Source organism: Pseudomonas sp. WOUb67, from assembly GCF_050058005.1.
GTDB lineage: Bacteria > Pseudomonadota > Gammaproteobacteria > Pseudomonadales > Pseudomonadaceae > Aquipseudomonas > Aquipseudomonas putida_R.
In genome coordinates this window covers 984,021-1,006,338 of sequence record NZ_CP170112.1, presented here as the reverse complement: position 1 = coordinate 1,006,338, position 22,318 = coordinate 984,021, and the positions used below count along the sequence as shown (strand labels likewise).

Here is a 22,318-nt window from a genome sequence, read left to right as displayed (position 1 = left end):
CTGTGCACCGCCGCGACCTGCTGCGTTTCAGCCTTGGCGCCAGCGCTTTTCTGGCGGGCGCCAGCCTGGTTGGCTGCAGCGCACAAACAGTTGCAACGGGCTATCAGGTTCTGCGCGACGACGACCTGCCGCTGCTGCGTGCCCTGATCCCGGTGGTACTGGCCGGTACGCAGGCCGCCGAACCCCTGGTGCTGCACAGCCTCGACCACAAGCTGGCGGCGTTGTCGCCGGAAATGCTCAAGCTCACCCGGCAACTGTTCGACGTGCTCAGCCTGCCATTCACCCGCGGCCCACTGACCGGTGTCTGGGGCGCCTGGGCACAGGCCAGCCCTGCGCACGTCACGGCCTTCCTGCAGCGTTGGCAGGGCAGTTCGCTGAACCTGCTGCGCATGGGCCACGCCTCGTTGCTGCAGTTGCTGCAGATGGCCTGGTACGAACGCCCCGAGTCCTGGGCCGCCTGCGGCTACCCGGGGCCCCCGAAAATCTGAAAACAACAAGAGCATCGCCAATGCCTGTCCCCGACCCGTTTCGCCAAGGCCTCGAACGTGGCTGGATCACCCATGACGCTTCGCGCCTGGCGCAGGACCTTACCCTGGAGGCCGACGTTGCCGTGATCGGCAGCGGTGCCGGCGGTGCCACCAGCGCGCAGATGCTCAGCGCCGCAGGCTTCAAGGTGCTGCTGATCGAAGAAGGCCCGCTCAAGACCAGCAGCGATTTCCACCTGCTGGAGAGCGAAGCCTACGCCAGCCTGTATCAGGAGGGCCTGGGGCGCATGAGCAAGGATGGCGCCATCACCATCCTGCAGGGCCGCGCCGTGGGCGGCACCACGCTGGTGAACTGGACTTCAAGCTTTCGCACCCCGCCCCAGACCCTGGGGCACTGGGCTTCAGCCCACGGCGTGACCGGCCTGGGTGAGGATGAGCTACGGCCCTGGTTCGAACGCATGGAGCAGGAACTGGGCATTACCCCCTGGGCCCTGCCGCCGAATGCCAACAACGACGTGCTACGTCGGGGCTGCGAGCAGCTGGGCTACCGCTGGGCGGTGATCCCGCGCAACGTGCGCGGCTGCTGGAACCTGGGCTACTGCGGCATGGGCTGCCCGGTGAATGCCAAGCAATCGATGCTGGTGACGCGCATTCCCGCCACCCTCGAACAAGGCGGCGAACTGCTGTACCTCGCCCGGGCCGAGCGCTTCACGCACAACGGCGAGCGCATCCAGGGCCTGACCTGCCAGGCCCTGGATGCCCAAGGCATACACCCCACCGGCAGGCAGGTCAGCGTACGCGCACGGCATTACCTGCTGGCTGGCGGCGGCATCAACAGCCCGGCCCTGCTGTTGCGCTCCGCCGCGCCCGACCCGCATGGCCGCCTGGGCAAACGCACGTTCCTGCACCTGGTGAACTTCAGCGCAGCGCGGTTCAAAGACCGTGTCGACCCCTACTACGGTGCCCCGCAGTCCATCTACAGCGACCACTTCCAGTGGCAAGGCGGCACAGATGGCCCGGTCGGCTACAAACTGGAAGTACCACCGCTGCACCCGGCGCTGGCCAGCACCCTGCTGGGTGGGCACGGCCACGAAAATGCCCGGCGCATGGCCGAGCTGCCGCACACCCATGTAATGCTCGCGCTGCTGCGCGACGGTTTTCACCCCGAGAGCCAGGGTGGCGCCGTGGAGCTGCGTGGCGACGGTTCTCCGGTGCTCGATTACCCGGTCACCGACTACCTGCGCGACGGCTTGCGTCGCGCCTACCACAGCATGGCGCAGATCCAGTTCGCGGCCGGGGCCACGCAGGTAACACCCGTGCACAGCGATGCCAGCGCTGCCTCCAGCCTGGAACAGGCCCTAGGCATGATCGACGCCTTGCGCCTGGAGCCCTTCAGGACGCGCCTGGGCAGTGCCCATGTGATGGGTGGCTGTGCGTTGGGCGAAGACCCGCGCCAGGCGGTGTGCGACAGCCTGGGCCGCCATCACCAGCTGGAAAACCTGTCGGTCCACGACGGCTCGCTGTTCCCCACCAGCGTCGGCGCCAACCCGCAACTGTCGGTGTACGCCATCAGCGCCAGGCTCACCGATGCCCTGATTGGCCGCCTGGCACACAGCGCATGACAACGAATACACCGCCTGTCTATAGTGCCATCAGCTGGCCGCATGACTTGGCCGGGCGCAATCGCTGCGCTACCATCCGACTCCCCAACGCACTCCAGCCAGGATGACGCGATGAACCGAGTGTTGTACCCGGGTACTTTCGACCCCATTACCAAAGGCCATGGCGACCTGGTCGAGCGCGCCTCGCGGCTGTTCGATCACGTGATCATCGCGGTGGCGGCCAGCCCGAAGAAAAACCCCCTGTTCCCCCTGGAGCAACGGGTGGCGCTAGCGCGTGAGGTCACCAAGCACCTGCCCAATGTCGAAGTCATCGGCTTCTCCTCCCTGTTGGCGCATTTCGCCAAGGAACAGGGCGCCAACGTCTTCCTGCGTGGCCTGCGTGCGGTGTCCGACTTCGAGTACGAGTTCCAGCTGGCGAACATGAACCGGCAACTGGCCCCCGATGTCGAGAGCCTGTTCCTTACGCCTTCGGAGCGTTATTCGTTCATTTCCTCGACGTTGGTCCGGGAAATCGCCGCACTGGGCGGTGATATCAGCAAGTTCGTCCACCCGGTGGTGGCCGACGCGCTGACTGAACGTTTCAAGAAGTAAGCCCGATCGCCTGATTATCGCGCCCGCGTGCACTGCGGGCGCGAATGCGGCACAATTGTGCCCACTGCGTTGAACATGCCCGGGCCATGAGCCCCGGCCGGAGTCCCCATGTCCCTGATCATCACCGACGATTGCATCAACTGCGACGTCTGCGAACCCGAGTGCCCGAACGAGGCCATCTCCCAAGGCGAAGAGATCTACGTGATCGACCCTAACCTGTGCACCCAGTGCGTGGGCCACTACGACGAGCCGCAGTGCCAGCAGGTCTGCCCGGTCGACTGCATCCCGCTGGATGAGGCGCACCCAGAGTCTGAAGAACAGCTGATGGCCAAGTACCGCCGCATTACCGGCAAGGACTGATCGCCGTCTGGCAAGGGCTTCGCCCTTGTTCGCGGGTAAACCCGCTCCCACAGGTAACTCACTGGCCTACAGGCCTGCACCGTACCTGTGGGAGCGGGTTTACCCGCGAATTGGGCCGCAAAGCGGCCCACAGCCTTACCGCTGGCAGCGCGGGCAGAACACGCTCGCCCTTTGTCCCAGCTTCACTTCGCGCAACTCCGTGCCGCACACCTTGCACGGCTGCCCGCCTCGCCCGTAGACGAACAATTCCTGCTGGAAGTACCCCGGCTGCCCATCGCCACCGATGAAGTCACGCAGGGTCGTACCGCCCCGTTCGATCGCCGCCGCCAGCACCCGTTTGATCTCGATCGCCAGCTTCAGGTAGCGCGCCCGGGAAATCCCGCCCGCCTCCCGACGTGGGTCGATGCCTGCGGCAAACAACGCTTCAGTGGCGTAGATGTTGCCCACCCCCACCACCACCGCGTTGTCCATGATGAACGGCTTGACCGCCATCGACCGCCCGCGGGACAGCTGGAACAGGCGCTCACCGTCGAACAGGTCCGTCAGCGGCTCAGGCCCAAGGCGCAGCAGCAGCTCGTGGTTCAGCGGGTCCAGGCTCCACAGCATGGCACCAAAGCGGCGCGGGTCGGTGTAGCGCAGCATCAGCCCCGACTCCAGCTCGATGTCGACATGTTCATGCTTGGCCGCCGGCAACCCCAGCTCGACCAGCCGCAAGTTGCCCGACATGCCCAAGTGGCTGATCAGCGTGCCGACCTCGGCATTGATCAACAGGTACTTGGCGCGCCGCTCGACACTGACAATGCGCTGCCCCGACAGGCGCACATCCAGGTCTTCGGGGATCGGCCAGCGCAAGCGCCGGTCACGCACCACCACGCGGCTGACGCGCTGGCCTTCGAGGTGGGGCGCAATACCGCGCCGGGTGGTTTCTACTTCTGGCAATTCCGGCATGTGTCAGTGCCCGCTCAGCTCGCGAATGTTCTGCTTGAGGTTTTCGAAATCGTATTCCGACAAGCCGATGTAATCGAGCACCAGCGGGCCGACCACGTTCCATTCGTGGTCCACCGCCTGGTTGCCCAGCACCCGGTAGGACGCGCAGATGTGCTCGGCCATCTTCAGCACCGCCAGCAGGTTTTTCAGCTGGCTCTGGGTATTGCGCGCGCTCTCGTCGCGGAACACGGCCAGGGCGTTGTGGTGGTTGGCAATGGCTGCCGTGAGGTGCTCGGGCAGGCGCCAGGACTTGGCGGTGAAATAGCCGACCACCGAATGGTTGGTGTTGAACACGCGGTTTTCGGTGTCGACCACGCGCGTTTCTTCGTCGGCCTGGGCATAGGCCTGCACCAGCACATCCATGTAGTCGGGGAAGCGCTTGAGCATCAGCGGCACGCCACAGTCATGGAACAGGCCCAGGGTGTAAGCCTCGTCCGCAGCCTGCACACCGGTGCGCTTGGCCAGCGTCAGGCAGGTGTTTGCCACGTCCTGGGCGGTATCCCAGAAACGGTTGAGGGTGACGATGGTCTCGTCGCTCATCTCGCCCTTGATCGACTGGGCGTTGATCAGGTTGATGATCGAACGGCTGCCCAGCAGGTTTACCGCGCGCTGGATCGAGCCGATCTTGTTCGACAGCCCGAAGTGAGGGGAGTTGACCAGCTTGAGCAAGGCGCCCGAGAGGCCCGGGTCCTGGGAAATCAGCTTGGCGATGGTTTCCAGGTCCGGGTCAGGCATGTACTGCTCGAACTGCAGGTCGACCATGATCTGCGGTTGCGGCGGAATGGTGATGCCTTGCAAGGCTTGCTGGATCTGTTCGGCGCTGAGTTCTTGGGACATACGTGCACACTCGTTTAGGACCGGGGATTTTAACCCTCTCTTTGCTCGCCGTGACAGGTGCAGCGCCTGGGAAATCGAGCGCCGCCCGCGCGGCGCTTCGCAGCACAAGGCTGCTCCTACATCTGTTTCGGGCCAGTTATTCCTGCAGCAATGGCGCGCGGGCCTTTGGCGTTCACCTCGATATCGCGTCGGACAAACAAGGCGATCGCGTGCATTGGCACAGGCGTGACTGGCCAGAAACAGATGTAGGAGCAGCCTTGCGCTGCGAAGCGCCGCGCGGGCGGCGCTCGATCTCCCAGGCGCTGCACCTCTAAAGGCGAAAGCACCGCAGACACGCTATACTCCCGCTCTTTTTTCCCGGAGCGACGTCATGTCCCTGCCCAGCCTTCGCCTCAAAGCCAATGCCGACCGCCGCCTGCGCGCCGGCCACCTGTGGGTCTACAGCAACGAAGTCGACGTCACCGCGACCCCGCTGCAAGGCTTCCAGGCCGGCCAGCAGGCCGTTCTCGAGGCAGCCAACGGCAAGCCGCTGGGCATCGTCGCACTCAGCCCGAACAACCTGATCTGCGCCCGCCTGCTGTCGCGCGACATCAAGCTGCCGCTGGACAAGTCGCTGCTGGTACACCGCCTGAACGTCGCCCTGTCGCTGCGCGAGCGCCTGTTCGACAAGCCGTGCTATCGCCTGGTCTACGGCGATTCCGACCTGCTGCCGGGCCTGGTGGTCGACCGCTTCTTCGACATCCTCGTGGTGCAGCTGGCCTCGGCCACCATGGAAGCGCACAAGGATGACGTGATCGCTGCCCTGGTGCAGGTGCTCAAGCCTAGCGGCATCCTGTTCAAGAACGACTCCGCCGCGCGTGACGCCGAAGGCTTGCAGCGTTATGTCGAGACCGTCTACGGCGAAGTGCCGGACTGGGTACCGCTGGAAGAGAACGGCGTCAAGTTCGAAGCCCCGGTGCGTGAAGGCCAGAAGACCGGCTGGTTCTACGACCACCGCATGAACCGTGCGCGCCTGGCGCCGTACGTGAAGGGCAAGCGTGTACTCGACCTGTTCAGCTACATCGGTGGCTGGGGCGTGCAGGCCGGCGCGTTCGGCGCCAGCGAAGTGTTCTGCGTCGATGCCTCGGGCTTTGCCCTGGATGGCGTGGAGCGTAACGCTGCACTGAACGGCATCAGCGAGAAACTGACCTGCATCGAAGGCGACGTGTTCGAAGCCCTGCGCGAGCTGAAGGCTGCCGAAGAACGCTTCGACGTGATCATTGCCGACCCACCCGCCTTCATCAAGCGCAAGAAGGACCTGAAAAACGGCGAAGCGGCCTACCGCCGCCTGAACGAACAGGCCATGCGCATGCTGAACAAGGACGGCATCCTGGTCAGCGCCTCGTGCTCGATGCACCTGCCCGAGGACGACCTGAACAACATCCTGCTGACCAGCGCCCGCCACCTGGACCGCAACATGCAGCTGCTCGAGCGCGGCGGCCAGGGCCCGGACCACCCGGTACACCCGGCCATCGCCGAGACCCGCTACATCAAGAGCATCACCTGCCGCTTGCTGCCAAATAGCTGAAATCTGCTGCAAAGGGCCGCCCAGCGGCCCTTTCCTGCTGCAATCTCCCCGCCAACCATCCACATCTGCATTCCCTCACCGCGCCAGCGGTGTAGAATCGGCCTATTCATCGCCAGTCATCCCCGGCGGGTTTATGAGCTCTGGCCAAGCACGCGGCGATCCCGTGGTGTCTTCGGCCCCATCCGTGCCAGTGGCAACAGGCCTGCGGCACAAAGGACAAGAGAAGCTCACTCCCCTTTATGTGACCTGATTAAGCCGCCAGGAGTGTTTCATGCCTGATTATCGTTCCAAGACTTCCACCCATGGCCGCAACATGGCCGGCGCCCGTGCCCTGTGGCGCGCAACCGGGATGAAGGACGAAGATTTCAAGAAACCGATCATCGCCATCGCCAACTCGTTCACCCAGTTCGTCCCGGGCCACGTGCACCTGAAGGACCTGGGCCAGCTGGTTGCCCGCGAGATCGAACGCGCCGGTGGCGTGGCCAAGGAATTCAACACCATCGCGGTCGATGACGGCATCGCCATGGGCCACGACGGCATGCTGTACTCGCTGCCAAGCCGCGAGATCATTGCCGACGCCGTGGAATACATGGTCAACGCCCACTGCGCCGACGCCATCGTGTGCATCTCCAACTGCGACAAGATCACCCCCGGCATGCTGATGGCCGCCCTGCGCCTGAACATCCCGGTGATCTTCGTTTCCGGCGGCCCGATGGAAGCCGGCAAGACCAAACTGGCCAGCCACGGCCTGGACCTGGTCGACGCCATGGTCATCGCCGCCGACTCCACGGCCTCCGACGAAAAAGTCGCCGAATACGAGCGCAGCGCCTGCCCGACCTGCGGTTCGTGCTCTGGCATGTTCACCGCCAACTCGATGAACTGCCTGACCGAGGCCCTGGGCTTGGCCCTGCCGGGCAACGGCTCGACCCTGGCCACCCACGCCGACCGCGAGCAGCTGTTCCTCACCGCCGGCCGCACCATCGTCGAGCTGTGCAAGCGCTACTACGGCGACAACGATGAGTCGGTACTGCCGCGCAACATCGCCAACTTCAAGGCGTTCGAAAACGCCATGATGCTCGACATCGCCATGGGCGGCTCGACCAACACCATCCTGCACCTGCTGGCCGCAGCCCAGGAAGGCGAAGTAGCGTTCGACCTGCGTGACATCGACCGCCTGTCGCGCAAAGTGCCGCAGCTGTGCAAAGTGGCGCCGAACATCCAGAAGTACCACATGGAAGACGTGCACCGCGCCGGCGGCATCTTCAGCATCCTCGGATCGCTGGCCCGTGGCGGCCTGCTGCACACCGACCTGCCGACCGTGCACAGCGCCAGCATGGAAGAAGCCATCGCCAAGTGGGACATCACCCAGACCGATGACGAAGCCGTGCACACCTTCTTCAAGGCCGGCCCTGCCGGTATCCCGACCCAGACGGCGTTCAGCCAGTCGACCCGTTGGGAAACCCTCGATGACGACCGTGAAAACGGCTGCATTCGCAGCTTCGAACACGCCTACTCGCAGGAAGGCGGCCTGGCCGTGCTGTACGGCAACATCGCCCTCGACGGCTGCGTGGTGAAAACCGCCGGTGTCGACGAGTCGATCCACGTGTTCGAAGGCAACGCCAAGATCTTCGAGAGCCAGGACAGCGCCGTGCGCGGCATCCTCGCCGACGAAGTGAAGGCCGGCGACATCGTGATCATCCGCTACGAAGGCCCGAAAGGCGGCCCGGGCATGCAGGAAATGCTGTACCCGACCTCGTACCTGAAGTCCAAAGGCCTGGGCAAGGCTTGTGCCCTGCTCACCGACGGCCGCTTCTCGGGCGGCACCTCGGGCCTGTCGATCGGCCACGCCTCGCCGGAAGCGGCTGCTGGCGGCGCCATCGGCCTGGTGCGCGACGGCGACAAGGTATTGATCGACATCCCTAACCGTTCGATCAACCTGCTGGTCAGCGACGAAGAGCTGGCCGAGCGCCGTATCGAGCAGGACAAGAAGGGCTGGAAACCGGTCGAAGTACGCCCACGCAAGGTGACCACCGCGCTGAAGGCCTACGCCCTGCTGGCGACCAGTGCCGACAAAGGTGCTGTGCGTAACAAGGCGATGCTCGAAGGGCTGTAAGGCACTTTGGGTGTGAAAGAAGAACCGGCGCGCTGAGCGCCGGTTTTTTTATGCCTGTAACGACCCTTTCGCGGGTAAACCCGCTCCCACAGGTACAGCGTAAACCTTGAAGACTGTGGCACTCCTGTGGGAGCGGGTTCACCCGCGAAGAGGCCAGCACAGACAACACAACAACTACTGGATCTGCTCCGGCGTCACGATCACCCAGTTCTTGTCCGCCGTCACCGGCAACCCTTCCCTGGCCTGCGCCGCCGCATTCCTGGTAATCATCCCGTTGAGCTGGTCCATGTACTTGGCCTTGCGGTTTATCCACAGGTGGATGCCACCTTTGCCCACATCCACCCCGTGGAACTGCATGTAGCCATCGCTGGTCGGCGTGTCGCCGCCCACCAGCACCGGTTTTTTCCACTCGTCGATGTAGGTCAGGATCGCCGCCTGCTTGCCCGCCATCCAGGTGGCCGGGGTCCACAGGTACGGGGTCAGCTCCAGCCCTTCGTTGGCCTTGGCATCATAGTGGCCGGCAGTAATCTGCTTGCGGGCCGTGGTCAGTTGCCCATTGCTGCGGTCCTTTAGCAGCAGGCTCACGCCAATCACGTTCTGCGGCTTCACGTTGTAGCCGTACCTGGGGTCCGAAGCGACCATGCGCACCAGCTCTTCGGAGGCCGCCGAAATCACGTACACCTCGATGCCATTCTCCATCAGCTTGTTGTACAGCTCGGCCTGGCCCTTGAAGACCTTGGGCGGCGGTACCTCGATAGTCTTGACCTGGTCGCCTTCGTAATACGTACTGGGGATCGGCTTGGTAGAAGCCATCAGCTCATCCACCTGCACCTTCAACTCCTTCAGGGTAAAACCCGAGAACACCTGGGCCACCCACGGGTAGCAGACCATGTCGTCGACTTCACACAACCGGTAGTAGTAGCTGAACAGGCTTTCCTTGTGCTCGGCAGTGTCCTTGAACGGCATCAGCTTCAGCGAAGGGTCGAGCTTGTCGCGGCTCAGCAGGCCCTTGTTTTCCATGAACGGCAGCAAGGCTTCTTCAAGGTCATAGCGGTAGCTGGTGTTGTCCATGTCGAACGCCGCGTAGTTACCCTTGTTGGCATTGGCAGCGATCATGCTGTCGAGCTGCCTGGCGGCCTCGGCCGGCCAATGCTTGAGCTCGGTGGCGAAGGTTTCGATACTGAACAGCAGGGACAGGCCGATGGCGGCGGCTTTCACAGCGACTTTCATGTACGAATCTCCTGAAATGACCCAGAAACGCTAGTGCAACAATCCCCACTGCCGACCCTCGATAACGACCTCCATGCAGCCGCAAACGCCGCGTTCATTGCAATCTGCGACACTTCGTTATTCCATAAACGACTATGCAAATTCCATTTGGGTATAAATTCGTTTGTTTTCAGGCTGTTAGCATTTCCGTTCGCAATCGCTCACAGAGGCGATGCCACTTCTGCTTTTTTCTGCTGGAGCTTCAATGAACCTGCCGCTGTCTCTTAACCTGCTGGCGTTCCTGGCCCTGTTGCTGGGCCTGGCACAAACCCGCCGCACTGACTGGAGCCTGGCCAAGAAGGTACTGCTGGGCCTGGTGCTTGGCGTCGTCTTCGGCCTGGCCCTGCACACGATCTACGGCGCTGGCCACCCCGTGCTCAAGGCCACCATCGCCTGGCTCGACCTGGTCGGCAACGGCTATGTCGGCCTGCTGCAGATGATCGTCATGCCGCTGATCTTCGCCTCGATCCTCAGTGCCGTGGCGCGCCTGCACAATGCCTCGTCGCTGGGCCGCATCAGCGTGCTGAGCATCGGCACCCTGCTGCTGACCACCGCCATCGCCGCGCTGATCGGCATCGTGCTGACCAACCTGTTCGGCCTGAGTGCCGAAGGCCTGGTGGCCGGTGTGCAGGAAAGCGCCCGCATGCAGGTTATCCACAGCGACTACGCCGGCAAGGTCGCCGACCTCAACATCCCGCAGCTGCTGCTGTCGTTCATCCCCAGCAACCCGGTGGGTGACCTGGCACGGGCCAAGCCGACGTCGATCATCAGCGTGGTGATCTTCGCCGTGTTCGTCGGCCTGGCCGCGCTGCAGCTGATCAAGGACGACGCCGAGAAAGGCGAGCGCGCCCTGTCGGCCATCGACACCCTGCAAGCCTGGGTGATGCGCCTGGTACGTGTGGTGATGAAACTGACCCCGTATGGCGTGCTGGCGTTGATGACCAAGGTGGTTGCCAGCTCGAACATGGAAGACATCCTCAAGCTGGGCAGCTTTGTGGTGGTGTCGTACCTGGGCCTGGGGCTGATGTTCGTGGTGCATGCCCTCATCCTGGCTGCGACCGGTGTGAGCCCGCTGCGCTTCTTCCGCAAGGTGTGGCCGGTGCTGACCTTCGCCTTCACCAGCCGCTCCAGCGCCGCCAGCATTCCGCTGAACATCGAAGCGCAAACCCGCCGCCTGGGTGTGCCGCAGTCGATCGCCAGCTTCAGCGCATCGTTCGGCACCACCATTGGCCAGAACGGCTGCGCCGGCCTCTATCCCGCCATGCTGGCGGTGATGGTGGCACCGGCGGTGGGCATCGACACCTTCGACCCACTGTGGATCGCCACCCTGGTGGCCATTGTCACGCTCAGTTCGGCAGGGGTTGCCGGCGTGGGTGGCGGTGCCACCTTTGCCGCGCTGATCGTGCTGCCGGCCATGGGCTTGCCGGTGGAGCTGGTGGCGTTGCTGATTTCGGTGGAGCCGCTGATCGACATGGGCCGCACGGCGCTGAACGTGAACGGTTCGATGACCGCGGGCGTGGTGACCAGCCAGTTGTTGAAAGAGACTGACAAGGATGTGCTGGCCGGCGATGAACATGCCGAATTGAGCCATTCCTGACGGATTGCCGGGGGCGCTTCGCGCCCCTATCCGACCGGTCCGGCGCCCCGGCAAGGCCGCTCCCACGCCGATCAATGTGGGAGCGGCCCTCGCGTCGCGATGGGCTACAACCAGGATTCAATATCCGGTAACGCAAAGGCACGGCAACCGACGCGTGGCTGCCTTGGGGCTTCGCTATACTTCTGGGCGGTACTTGTAATGCGCCTGAAGGAAACACCATGCCCCAGTACGACATGACCCAGGCCGAGGCGGAAAAGCTCCGCATTGAGGTGGCCAAGATCCGCGTCGAGGTCGACAAACTGATTGCCGAGACGCGCAAGCTGAATGCCGAAGCCGTAAAGATGACCCGCGAAACCTTCTGGTACCCGGTTGCCATCGCCGTCGGTTTCGTCACCACAGTAGCGACGGTCACCGCCCTGATCATCAAGCTGCTCACCTGAGCACCACTGGTTCTCTGTAGGAGCGGCCTTGCGTCGCGAAAGGGGCGCAAAGCGCCCCCGGCAATCTCAAACCTTGTCCCAAACCTCAAAATGATAAACAGGCTTACCCTCCTCAGCCTGTGCCTCACTCGACTCCAGCTTCCAATGCGCCTCATCAAACGCTGGGAACCAGGCATCCCCTTCCGGCGCCATTTCCACCCGCGTCAGGTACATGCGGCTGACCAGCCCTTTCTCCAGCGCCTGCCCATACAACTGCGCCCCGCCAATCAGCATCAGCTCTTCAACGCCCTGCTCGCGCGCCCACTGCTCGGCCCGCACCAGCGCCTCTTCTAGCGACGCGAACACCTCGGCACCCGCCAGTTCAAGCCCCGGTTGGCGGCTGACGACGATATTCAACCGCCCAGGCAGCGGCCTCCCCAGCGAGTCCCAAGTCTTGCGACCCATGATGATCGGCTTGCCCAGGGTGGTGGCCTTGAAGTACTTGAAATCCCCCGGCAAGTGCCAGGGCATGGAATTGTCGATGCCGATCACGCGGTTCTCGGCGTACGCCGCGATCAGGCTGAGGGGGAGTGATGTATTCATGCCAGCGAGGATAGCACCGGGCGTGTGGGTTATGCTTCTGCCCTGACCTGTGCAATGGAAGACCTTGTGACTGGACCGACTCCACTGGACAAGCGCTGGCTCACCGAAGCGGTACGCCTGCGCGAGGAACATGCCGGCCCCCTGGAAGACCAGGAAGCCAACCGCCGCGCCCGCCAGACGGGTGGCGACCTGGCCGCCCGCATCGAAACCCGTGCGCTGTTCCTGGCCGAACGCGATGGCATGAGCACCGCCCTGCGCCACTGGAAGCAAGGCGCACGCCTGGCGCTGCTGGCCTTGCTGCTAATGGCCGTGCTCAGCGGCGCCGGCCTGGCACTGGCCGCCCTGGGCGACGGGCAGCGGCCGGTGAACGTGTTCTGGGCCTTGGGCAGCCTGCTCGGGCTGAACCTGCTGATGTTGCTGGGCTGGGCCATCGGTTTTGCCGTAAGCGGCGAGCATGGCGCGGGGCTGGGCCGCGTGTGGCTATGGCTGAGTGAACGCTTTGCCCGCGATGCCAAGGCCGCACACCTGGCACCTGCGCTGCTGGTGCTGCTGCAACGCCAACGCCTCAACCGCTGGCTGCTCGGCCTGCTGGTGCACGGCCTGTGGCTGCTGGCCATGCTCACCGCCCTGGGCATGCTGCTGGCCTTGCTGGCGACCCGGCGCTATGGCTTTGTCTGGGAAACCACGCTGCTTGCCGCCGACCCGTTCATCCACCTGACCCAAGCCCTGGGCGCCCTGCCTTCGCTGCTGGGCTTTACCGTGCCCGACGAAGCCATGATCCGCGCCAGCGGCGACACCCTGCCGGCCCTGGAGCAAGCCCGGCAGGCCTGGGCCAGCTGGTTGCTCGGGGTGGTGCTGGTGTATGGCCTGCTACCACGCTTGGTACTGGCCGCATTGTGCCTGTGGCGCTGGCGCCAGGGCCGCGAGCGCCTGGCACTGGACCTGAGCCTGCCCGGCTACGCGCACCTGCGTGATCCACTGATGCCACGCAGCGAACGCATCGGCGTGCAGGACGCCGCGCCCGAGGCCTTGCCGCAGTTTGCCGCCGGCCAGCTGGAAAGCGGCAGCAGCGGTGCCCTGCTGGTGGGCCTGGAGCTGGACGACCAGCGCCCCTGGCCACCTGCCCTGCCGAAAAGCGTCATCGATGCCGGCGTGCTCGACAGCCGCGAATCGCGCAACCGGCTGCTCGAACAACTCAGCCGCTTCCCCCCGGCACGTCTGGCCATCGCCTGCGACCCCCGGCGCTCGCCTGACCGCGGCAGCCTGGCGTTGCTCGCCGAACTGGCGCGCAATGCCGGCGCAACCCGTATCTGGCTACTGCAGGGCGCACCGGGCCAGGCCTTGGATGCCCAGCGCCTGGGCGATTGGCACGAAGCCCTTGACCGCCTTGGCCTGCAGCACGCCGATACCTCACCGCTGACCTGGCTGGAGCATGGCCATGACTGAGCCACTGAAACTGGCCGTGGTCGGCCATACCAACGTCGGCAAGACCTCGCTGCTGCGCACGCTGACCCGTGACGTCGGCTTTGGCGAAGTGTCCCACCGCCCCAGCACCACCCGCCATGTAGAAGGTGCGCGCCTGTCGGTAGACGGCGAACCCCTGCTGGAGCTGTACGACACCCCGGGCCTGGAAGACGCCATCGCCCTGCTCGACTACCTCGAACGCCTGGAGCGCCCGGGCGAGCGCCTGGACGGCCCGGCCCGCCTGGAGCGCTTTCTGCAGGGCAGCGAGGCGCGCCAGCGGTTCGAGCAGGAGGCCAAAGTGCTGCGCCAGCTGATGGCCAGCAATGCCGGGCTGTATGTGATCGACGCGCGCGAGCCGGTGCTGGCCAAGTACCGCGATGAGCTGGAAGTGCTGGCCAGTTGCGGCAAACCGTTGCTGCCGGTGCTCAACTTCGTCGCCAGCCACCAGCACCGTGAGCCGCAATGGCGTGAAGCCCTTGCCCGGCTTGGGCTTCACGCGTTGGTGCGGTTCGACAGCGTGGCCCCGCCCGAGGATGGCGAGCGCCGTTTGTACGAAAGCCTGGCCCTGCTGCTGGAGGACGCCCGCCCTGCCCTCCAGCGGCTGATCGACGACCAGCAGGCACAGCGCCTGGCGCGCCAGCACAGCGGCAAGCGGCTGATTGCCGAGTTGCTGCTGGACTGCGCAGCCTGCCGGCGCAGTGTAGAGGCCGAACCAGCGGCCGAAGCCAAGGCCATAGAGGCGCTGCGCCAGGACATACGCCAACGTGAACAGCGTTGCGTCGAAGCCTTGCTCAAGCTGTATGCCTTCCGCCGCGAGGATGCCCATGCCAGCGACTTGCCGTTGCTCAATGGCCGCTGGGGCGATGACCTGTTCAATCCTGAAACCCTGAAGCTACTGGGCGTGCGCCTGGGCAGCGGCGTGGCGGCCGGAGCCGCAGCCGGGGCCGGGGTCGATTTGCTGGTCGGCGGGCTTACCCTCGGCGCAGCGGCGCTGGCCGGGGCAATTGCCGGCGGTGCGCTGCAAACGGCGCGCAACTATGGCTCGCGGTTGATGGGCAAGCTCAAGGGCAAGCGCGAGCTGACCGTGGACGACACGGTGTTGCGCCTGCTGGCTTTGCGTCAGCAGCAGTTGATGGTGGCGCTGGATAACCGCGGGCATGCGGCGCAGGACAGCATCAGGCTGGGTGAGCTGGATGAAAAGGCCTGGCGCGAGGGCAAGTTGCCGGAGGCACTGGTGAAGGCGCGGGCGCACCCGCAGTGGTCCACCCTCAACCCTGGGGCGAAGCTGAATCAGGCTGAGCGGCAGGAGCAGCTGGAGGCACTGGTTTCACAATTTTGGGGACTGTCAGATTTTTTGTGTGCGGGCCGGTAACGGCCTGCCGTTAGGCAGGCCCTGATTTTCACCAGGTTGGCCTGATGAACCGATCTCCGTACAGAATCGCAAATTGATTCATCGCGCTTTTCCAATCATGGGCCGGTTTTCCCCAATTGGCTGTTATGTTGCGCAATCCCAGCCAAATCAGTTTGGTCGCTGCATCATCATTCGGGAAATGCCCGCGAGTCTTGATGACCTTGCGTAGCTGGGCGTTGATGCTCTCGATGGCGTTGGTGGTGTAGATCACCTTCCGGATGGCGGGCGGGAAAACAAAGAATGGAATCACGCGATCCCAAGCCCGTCGCCAAGCAGCCACCACCGTTGGATATTTCTCACCCCATGGCCCGTTCTCGAACTCATTGAGTGCCTGCTCAGCCGCTTCGGCATTGATGGCTTGGTAAATCGGCTTTAGCTCCTTGGCCAGAGCCCGCCGCTTGTCCCAGGCTGCGTATTCCAGGCTGTTGCGGATCAGGTGCACGATGCACGTCTGCAACGTCGTCTCTGGAAACACCGCACTGAGGGCCTCCGGCATGCCTTTGAGGCCATCGGTCACGGCAATCAGCACATCTTCGACACCACGCGTTTTGAGATCGTTAAAGACCTTCATCCAGAACTTCGCACCCTCGGTGTTCTCGATCCAGATGCCCAGGATGTCACGCGTCCCGTCGGGTAGAACGCCCAAAGCCAAGTAAATGGCTTTGTTGCGCACCAGGCCTTCTTCGCGAATCTTCACCCGCAGCGCATCAAAGAAAATGACCGGGTACATCGGCTCCAGTGGCCGCTGTTGCCACGCGCCAATTTCTTCCATGACCTCGTCTGTTACAGAGCTGATGAAGTCGGGTGAAACGTCGGTGCCGTATTGCTCGGACAGAAATGCCCGGATCTCTCTGACCGTCATTCCCCGGGCGTACATGGCGATGATCTTGTCATCGAAACCGGTGTACCGCCGCTCATGCTTAGGAATCAGGATGGGCGCAAAACTGCCGTCTCGGTCGCGAGGAATTTCCAGTCGCAGCGGGCCATCGCCGGTCAAAACCGTCTTGCTACTCTTGCCGTTACGCTGATTGGTTTCATCCTCTGGGCGCTGCGCGCCCGGCGGATAACCTAGGTGGTGGCCAAGCTCGGCATGCAGAGCACGTTCGATCAGGGCCTTCTTGAATGCCGCAGAGGCATCCTCGATAGCTTCTGCGGTCATCAGGCCCTCACCGAACTGCTCCAGCAGCTCTTTGGGGATTTTGGGCAGGTCACGCAAGGGTTTCTTTTTGGTTGGCATACATGCACCTCTTACTCATGTTATGCCCGAACACAAAATTTCTGACACCCTCCAATTTTGAGTGAACAGGTCTGGCCCCTTCGCAGCACAAGGCTGCTCCTACAGGCGGACGCAATACCTGTAGGAGCAGCCTTGTGCTGCGAAGAGGCCGGCACAGGCAGCCCACATCTCAAAGCTGTGCCAATGCCTTCTGCTTCAACCCATCCAGATCAACCACCGGCACCCCGACCTCCTTGGCCCGCTCATCCCACTCCCGCATCCGCAGGCTCACCTCGAACAACGGATCCCGCTCGAACGCATCCGCCTCGGCCTCGCTCATTACACCCCCCTGATAGTCCAGGGTCCGCCGGCTCGCCTCACTCAACCGCTGGTAATACCCCGGCTGGCGCAACGTCAGGTAGCGCTTGGCCTCCACGTGATACTGCACCAGCCGCGCCATGCGCTCGCCAAAGCCGCAACGGCGCAAGTATTCGGCACCGATGCGTTCATGGCTGACCACGCCGTAACCGCCCATGCTGGCGTCACCACCACACAGGTGGCCGATGTCGTGGAAAAACGCCGCCAGCACCACCTCATCGTCGAAGCCTTCGTCCATGGCCAGTTGCGCGGCCTGGGACATGTGTTCGAGCTGGGTGATGGCTTCGCCGATGTAGTCGTCGCTGCCATGGCGCGCGTACAAGGCGAAGGTGCTGTCGATGATCTGTGCTGGGGTGGGCATCGGTAGCTTATCCTGGCTTGATGATGAGTTGGCTTCTTCGCAGCACAAGGCTGCTCCTACAGGTATCGCGCCCCCTGTAGGAGCAGCCTTGTGCTGCGAAGAGGCCGGTACAGGTTACTGCTGGGCCACCTTCTCCGACTTGCCGTCATAGCGCTTGCGCCACTCGGCCAGGATCTGGTCACGGTTTTTCGAAGTCCAGGCAAAGTCGTTCTTGATCAGGCGCTGCTCATAGTCCGCCGGCAGCTCGGTCTGTGGCTTGGCAATGCCCGGCGCAGCCAGCACGGCGAAGTTTTCTTTGTACAGCTCCATGGCCGCCGGGCTGGCCGAAAAATCAGCCAGGCGCTTGGCCGCATCCGCCTTGAGCGAGCCCTTGATCACCGCAGTCGCCTCGATCTCCCAACCCAGGCCTTCCTTCGGCAGCACGATATCCAGCGGCGCACCCTGGCGCTTGAGCTGCACAGCCGGGTACTCGAACGAGATACCGATCGGGAACTCCCCTGCAGCTGCCAGCTTGCACGGCTTGGAGCCGGAGTGAACATACTGGCCGATATTCTGGTGCAGCGCGTCCATGTAGGCCCAGCCTTGCGGCTCACCAAAGGTCTGCAACCAGGCACTCACGTCAAGGAAGCCGGTACCCGACGAGGCCGGGTTCGGCATGACGATCTTGCCCTTGTACTCAGGCTTGGTCAGGTCCTGCCAGCTCACCGGCTTGCTCAGGCCCTGCTTCTCGGCCTCGATGGTATTGAAGCAGATGGTCGCGGCCCACACGTCCATGCCCACCCAGGCCGGTGGGTTGGCCGCGTCCCGGTAGTTGCCGGCGATCTTGCCCAGGTCCTTGGGTGCATAGGCTTCGAGCATGCCGTTCTGGTCGAGGATGGCCAGGCTGGACGCTGCCAGGCCCCATACCGCGTCGGCTTGCGGGCGGTCTTTCTCGGCCAGCAGCTTGGCGGTAATGATCCCGGTGGAATCGCGTACCCACTTGATCTCGATGTCCGGGTTGGCCTTCTCGAAGGCCTGCTTGTAGCTCTTCAGCTGCTCGGCTTCCAGCGCGGTGTAGACCGTCAGCTGGGTACCCGCGGCCGAAGCCTGCAGGCTGAATACGGCGGAAACGGCAGCGGCAAGTGCAAGGTGCTTGTACATGGGTAGGTTCCTTACAGGTCAGACGGTCGCGGCGCGTTGGCGCCAGGCTTGGGAGCGGCGCAGCAGGCCGCGTGAGGCTGCGGCCAGCAGCAGTGAAGCGCCGGCACTGGTCAGCAGGATCAGGGTGGACATGGCAGCAGCACCGCCAACGTTGCCGGCATCGTCCATGTTCAGCACGGCAACGGCAGCCAGGATGGTGTCGGGGCTGTACAGGAAGATCGCCGCCGACACCGTGGTCATGGCCGAAACGAACAGGTAGCGGATGATGTCCAGCAGCGCCGGCAGGCAGATCGGCACGGTCACCCGCAGGAAGTGCTTGTACAGCGGCGCCTTCAGCGACAGCGCCGCGGCCTCGAACTCGCCATCAAGTTGGCGCAACGCGGTGGTTGCGGTCATCTGCGCGGTGGTCAGGTAATGGGCGATGGTGCACACCACCAACAGCCCCATGCTGCCGTACAGCACATGCAGCGGGTTGCCGTTCAGGTTGAAGAAGAAGACGTAGCCCAGGCCCAGCACCAGCCCCGGCACGGCCATGGGGATGAAGCTGAGCAGGCGCAGCACCTGGTTGAGCAGGCGTTGGCCCTGGGTTTTCTCCATCAGGTAGGCACCGGTGAAAATCACGATGCTGCCGATCAGCGCGGTGCCGATGGCCATGGTCACGCTGTTGCGGTAGGCCAGCCAGCCGCCACCGGCGGTGTCTTCAAACATGTAGTGACGCAGCGACAACGACAGGTTGTATGGCCAGAAAGTGACCAGCGACGAATACACCGCCATGCCGATCACCAGCAGCAACGCCGCACACACCAGCAGCACGATGGCCAGGAAGCAGGCATCGCGGCCACGCGATGGCTTGGGCTCGAACACCTGGGCACGGCCGCTCATGGCCTCGCCCTGGCGCCGGCGCAGCCAGGCATCGACGCTGAAGCTGAACAGGGCCGGCAACAGCAGCACCATGCCGATCAGCGCACCCCGGCCAAACTGTTGCTGGCCGACCACCGCCTTGTAGGCCTCCAGCGCCAGCACCTGATAGTCGCCACCGACCACCACGGGTACACCGAAGTCGGTGATGGTCAGGGTGAACACCAGGCAGAACGCCGCAAACACCGCCTGGCGCGTGGCCGGCCAGGTGATGCTGGTAAACGCCCGACCTGCGCCGGCGCCCATGCTGGAGGCAGCATCGAACAGGCGAGCATCGGCCAGCGACAGCGCCGACAGCAGGATCATCAGCGCATGCGGGAAGGTGTAGATGGCCTCGCCCAGCACAATGCCCCAGAAGCCGTAGATGTTGTCGCTGAGCAAGCCGCGCAACAGCCCCTGGTTACCGAACAGGTAGACCAGGGCGATGGCCGGCAGCATCGACGGCGCCAGCAGCGGCAGCAGCGAAATCCCCCGCCACAGGCCCTTGGCCGGGATCAGCGTACGTTGCAGGGCGTAGGCAAACAGGTAGGCCAGCGGCACCACGATGGCCGCGACGGTGAAGGCCACCGACAGGCTGTTGCCCAGCAACCAGTGGAAGCTGTCGCTGGCGAACAGTTCGCGGGCTGCCAGCAGGCCGCCACCCTGGCCCGCGTCAGCGCTGAAGCCACGCCAGAAAATCGCCAGCAGCGGCATCAGCACGGCCAATACCAACAGGATCAGCAGCAGGCTCTTGCCACCGACGACGAACAACCGGTCACCCAGGGCAACGCCAGCACGCGGCGCGGCTTTGGCCTGGCTCAGCGGCAGGGACATTGGCGCGGCCATCTCAGGCAAACACCTGCAGGCTCTGCGGCGGCAATGCCACCCAGATGTCCTGCGAACCCAGGCGCGGCATGGCCTCGGGGGCCACCTCGGCCAGCAGGGCGTGGCCTGGCAGGGCCTTGAGTTCAAAGCTCATGCGGCAGCGGTTACCGAGGAAGGTGATTTCGCGGACCTTGGCCGGGAACAGGTTTTCTTCGTGTACCACCGGGTTGACCGTGATCGCCTCCGGGCGGCAGAACAGCCGGCCGCTGCTGGCCTGGGCCGACCCCGGCGCCAGGCGCATGTTCATGCCGCCAACCTGGGCATGGCTGTCGCTGCTGCGCTGGAACGGGAGCCAGTTGCCCTGGCCGACGAACTCGGCAACGAATGGCGTGGCCGGCTGGTCGTAGATTTCCTGCGGGGTGGCGTACTGCTCGACCTGGCCGTTGTTCATCACCGCAATACGGTCGGCCATCAGCATGGCCTCGTCCTGGTTGTGGGTCACCATCAAGGTGGTGATGCCCAGCTGGCGTTGCAGCTGGCGCAGCTCGGTGCACAGGTGCTCGCGTACCCGGGCGTCCAGCGCCGACATCGGCTCGTCGAGCAGTAGCAGGGATGGCGAAGGCGCCAGCGCGCGGGCCAGGGCCACACGTTGCTGCTGGCCACCGGAGAGCTGGCCGGGGTATTTCTTCTCGCTGCCAGAAAGGCCTACCAGTTCGAGCATTTCGGCCACCCGCTGGCGGGCCTGCTCGCGGCCACTGCCAGTCAGGCCGTAGGCGATGTTGGCTTCGACGGTAAGGTTGGGGAACAGCGCGTAGGACTGGAACAGGATGCCGTAGTCACGGGCCTGGGGCGGCAGCTCGGAGATATCGCGCTCGCCGATGTACAGCGTGCCGCGGTCCTGGCGCTCCAGGCCGGCGATGCAGCGCAGCAGCGTGGTCTTGCCACAGCCGGACGGGCCGAGCAGGCACACCAGTTCGCCAGCGGCGATGTCCAGCGAGACATCGTTGAGCGCCGTAAAGGCACCGAAGCGCTTGTGGATGTTGCGCACTTTCATCTGTGCGCCGGGGGTGGTGTGGTTCATGGCAAGGCCTCATCGAAGAGATGGGGCCATGCTAGGAAGGCTGTGCGAAGGTTCTGTGGCGTTAAGGCAAAAGCGGGTGATAGTGGTATAGGCAGATTTTGTAATGGCTGTGAGGGCCTCTTCGCGGGCTTGCCCGCTCCCACAGGATCTCTACACATCTCAAAACCTGCGCGGTACCTGTGGGAGCGGGCGAGCCCGCGAAGAAGCCAACACAGGCCTAGAAATGCGAACCGGCCACTTCCTGCGCCACCCCCAGGAATGCCGCTGGCAACCGGGCCTGGCGCCGCTCCTTCAGGCAATACAGGTACTCATGCATCACCGGCGCATTCTCCAGCGCCAGCACCCGCAGCTCCGGGTTGTGCGGCACCTCATGGCGGGCAATCACGCTGATGCCGATATTGCGCAGCACCGCTTCACGGATCGACTCGCGGCTGCCGATTTCCAGCAAGGCGCCGGCCTTGACCCCGGCCTCCTGCATCATCTGCTCGGTCAACTTGCGCGTGGTCGAGCCTTTCTCGCGCATCAGCAGGCAATGCCCGGCCAGCACATCGATGGACACCATCTGGCGATGGGCCAACGGGTGGTTGCGGTGCACCGCCACCACCAGCGGATCGGTGCCCAGCACCCGCCGCACCAGCCGGGCGTCCTCCACCAGTTGCGACGAAGCGGCAATATCCACCCGGTAGTCTTCGAGCATTTCCAGCACCTGCTGCGAGTTGCCGATCTCCACCGCCACATCCACCTGCGGCAAACGTTCGCGGTAGATCTTCACCAGGTCGAGAATGTAGTAAGGCGCCGTGGCCGCGATGCGCAAGCTGCCTTGGGCCTGGCCGCTGTTGCGCAGTTCGAACTCGATGTCGGCCTCCTGCTGCAGCAGCGCCTTGACCATCGGCAGCAGGCGCACGCCCTCTTCGCTCAGCACCAGGCGCCGCCCGCCGCGGTAGAACAGCTCCACCGCGTACTGGCTTTCCAGGTTGCGGATCTGCGTGGTCACCGTGGGCTGGCTGAGCCCGAGCTTCTTCGCCGCCAGGGTGATGCTGCCCAGGCGGGCCACCATGTAAAAGGCTTTAAGCTCCGAACTCAGCATGCACGTCC

At 64.0% G+C, this 22,318-nt stretch carries 20 protein-coding genes; 10 read left to right on the top strand and 10 right to left on the bottom strand.

The features are described 5' to 3' along the window. Positions 1–2: 2 nt before the first annotated feature. The 4 genes from ABOC32_RS04520 (at position 3) to ABOC32_RS04505 (ending at position 3,058) form a co-directional block, all read left to right on the top strand. Positions 3–488, top strand: coding sequence for a twin-arginine translocation pathway signal protein (locus ABOC32_RS04520; RefSeq protein ID WP_426810245.1), 486 nt, complete (start codon positions 3–5; stop codon positions 486–488). Positions 489–508: 20 nt separating this feature from the next. After that, a complete protein-coding gene (locus tag ABOC32_RS04515; RefSeq protein WP_426810244.1) occupies positions 509–2,107 on the top strand; it encodes a GMC family oxidoreductase N-terminal domain-containing protein in 1,599 nt (532 codons plus the stop codon). Positions 2,108–2,218: 111 nt separating this feature from the next. Further along, positions 2,219–2,698 (top strand): pantetheine-phosphate adenylyltransferase, encoded by a 480-nt coding sequence (gene coaD / locus ABOC32_RS04510; protein WP_016502083.1) that lies wholly within the window; start codon positions 2,219–2,221, stop codon positions 2,696–2,698. 108 nt (positions 2,699–2,806) lie between these two features. Continuing rightward, positions 2,807–3,058, top strand: coding sequence for a YfhL family 4Fe-4S dicluster ferredoxin (locus ABOC32_RS04505; protein ID WP_016502084.1), 252 nt, complete (start codon positions 2,807–2,809; stop codon positions 3,056–3,058). Between the two features lie 135 nt (positions 3,059–3,193). On the opposite strand, the gene mutM is transcribed toward ABOC32_RS04505, so the two are convergent. Together mutM and ABOC32_RS04495 are read right to left on the bottom strand one after the other, a co-directional pair. Further along, positions 3,194–4,006 carry a bifunctional DNA-formamidopyrimidine glycosylase/DNA-(apurinic or apyrimidinic site) lyase gene (mutM, locus tag ABOC32_RS04500; protein ID WP_300027995.1) on the bottom strand — a complete coding sequence of 271 codons (813 nt, stop codon included), beginning with the start codon at positions 4,004–4,006 and terminating at the stop codon, positions 3,194–3,196. 3 nt (positions 4,007–4,009) lie between these two features. After that, entirely contained in the window at positions 4,010–4,828 is an 819-nt protein-coding gene (locus ABOC32_RS04495; RefSeq protein WP_426811563.1) for an HDOD domain-containing protein, read from the bottom strand. A gap of 424 nt (positions 4,829–5,252) precedes the next feature. Here ABOC32_RS04495 and ABOC32_RS04490 point away from each other — a divergent pair, with 424 nt between their 5' ends. After that, the gene (locus ABOC32_RS04490) at positions 5,253–6,449 is read left to right on the top strand and encodes a class I SAM-dependent rRNA methyltransferase (protein ID WP_132844928.1); all 1,197 of its coding nucleotides are present in this window, start codon (positions 5,253–5,255) and stop codon (positions 6,447–6,449) included. A 271-nt stretch (positions 6,450–6,720) separates the two neighbouring features. Then, positions 6,721–8,562 carry a dihydroxy-acid dehydratase gene (gene ilvD / locus ABOC32_RS04485; RefSeq protein ID WP_426810243.1) on the top strand — a complete coding sequence of 614 codons (1,842 nt, stop codon included), beginning with the start codon at positions 6,721–6,723 and terminating at the stop codon, positions 8,560–8,562. 174 nt (positions 8,563–8,736) lie between these two features. Here ilvD and ABOC32_RS04480 read toward each other — a convergent pair whose 3' ends face one another. Next, the gene (locus tag ABOC32_RS04480; protein ID WP_426810242.1) at positions 8,737–9,792 is read right to left on the bottom strand and encodes a haloacid dehalogenase-like hydrolase; all 1,056 of its coding nucleotides are present in this window, start codon (positions 9,790–9,792) and stop codon (positions 8,737–8,739) included. 244 nt (positions 9,793–10,036) lie between these two features. On the opposite strand from ABOC32_RS04480, the gene ABOC32_RS04475 reads away from it, so the two are divergent. After that, positions 10,037–11,428 carry an L-cystine transporter gene (locus ABOC32_RS04475; protein WP_059394485.1) on the top strand — a complete coding sequence of 464 codons (1,392 nt, stop codon included), beginning with the start codon at positions 10,037–10,039 and terminating at the stop codon, positions 11,426–11,428. A gap of 218 nt (positions 11,429–11,646) precedes the next feature. After that, positions 11,647–11,868, top strand: a complete 222-nt coding sequence (locus ABOC32_RS04470) for a hypothetical protein (RefSeq protein ID WP_154100763.1) — start codon at positions 11,647–11,649, stop codon at positions 11,866–11,868. A gap of 66 nt (positions 11,869–11,934) precedes the next feature. On the opposite strand, the gene ABOC32_RS04465 is transcribed toward ABOC32_RS04470, so the two are convergent. Next, complete coding sequence (locus tag ABOC32_RS04465) at positions 11,935–12,450, bottom strand: dihydrofolate reductase (RefSeq protein WP_426810241.1); 516 nt, start codon at positions 12,448–12,450, stop codon at positions 11,935–11,937. A gap of 54 nt (positions 12,451–12,504) precedes the next feature. Between ABOC32_RS04465 and ABOC32_RS04460 the strand changes: the two genes are divergently transcribed. Together ABOC32_RS04460 and ABOC32_RS04455 are read left to right on the top strand one after the other, a co-directional pair. Continuing rightward, the gene (locus ABOC32_RS04460; protein ID WP_426810240.1) at positions 12,505–13,896 is read left to right on the top strand and encodes a DUF2868 domain-containing protein; all 1,392 of its coding nucleotides are present in this window, start codon (positions 12,505–12,507) and stop codon (positions 13,894–13,896) included. Further along, on the top strand, positions 13,889–15,286 hold the full coding sequence (locus ABOC32_RS04455; RefSeq protein WP_426810239.1) for a GTPase/DUF3482 domain-containing protein: 1,398 nt from the start codon (positions 13,889–13,891) through the stop codon (positions 15,284–15,286). Before ABOC32_RS04460 ends, ABOC32_RS04455 begins: the two co-directional genes overlap by 8 nt. A gap of 28 nt (positions 15,287–15,314) precedes the next feature. Here ABOC32_RS04455 and ABOC32_RS04450 read toward each other — a convergent pair whose 3' ends face one another. From ABOC32_RS04450 to ABOC32_RS04425, 6 genes are all read right to left on the bottom strand, one after another. Further along, positions 15,315–16,562: an IS256 family transposase gene (locus tag ABOC32_RS04450; protein WP_426808794.1), complete on the bottom strand. Its 1,248-nt coding sequence runs from the start codon at positions 16,560–16,562 to the stop codon at positions 15,315–15,317. A 169-nt stretch (positions 16,563–16,731) separates the two neighbouring features. Beyond that, positions 16,732–17,280 (bottom strand): phosphonate degradation HD-domain oxygenase, encoded by a 549-nt coding sequence (locus ABOC32_RS04445; protein WP_426810238.1) that lies wholly within the window; start codon positions 17,278–17,280, stop codon positions 16,732–16,734. Between the two features lie 114 nt (positions 17,281–17,394). Further along, positions 17,395–18,420, bottom strand: a complete 1,026-nt coding sequence (locus ABOC32_RS04440; protein ID WP_426810237.1) for a putative 2-aminoethylphosphonate ABC transporter substrate-binding protein — start codon at positions 18,418–18,420, stop codon at positions 17,395–17,397. A gap of 18 nt (positions 18,421–18,438) precedes the next feature. Next, the gene (locus tag ABOC32_RS04435; protein ID WP_426810236.1) at positions 18,439–20,163 is read right to left on the bottom strand and encodes a putative 2-aminoethylphosphonate ABC transporter permease subunit; all 1,725 of its coding nucleotides are present in this window, start codon (positions 20,161–20,163) and stop codon (positions 18,439–18,441) included. 1 nt (position 20,164) lies between these two features. Further along, complete coding sequence (locus tag ABOC32_RS04430; protein ID WP_426810235.1) at positions 20,165–21,223, bottom strand: putative 2-aminoethylphosphonate ABC transporter ATP-binding protein; 1,059 nt, start codon at positions 21,221–21,223, stop codon at positions 20,165–20,167. 217 nt (positions 21,224–21,440) lie between these two features. Beyond that, positions 21,441–22,310 carry a LysR family transcriptional regulator gene (locus tag ABOC32_RS04425; RefSeq protein WP_426810234.1) on the bottom strand — a complete coding sequence of 290 codons (870 nt, stop codon included), beginning with the start codon at positions 22,308–22,310 and terminating at the stop codon, positions 21,441–21,443. Positions 22,311–22,318 lie beyond the last annotated feature (8 nt).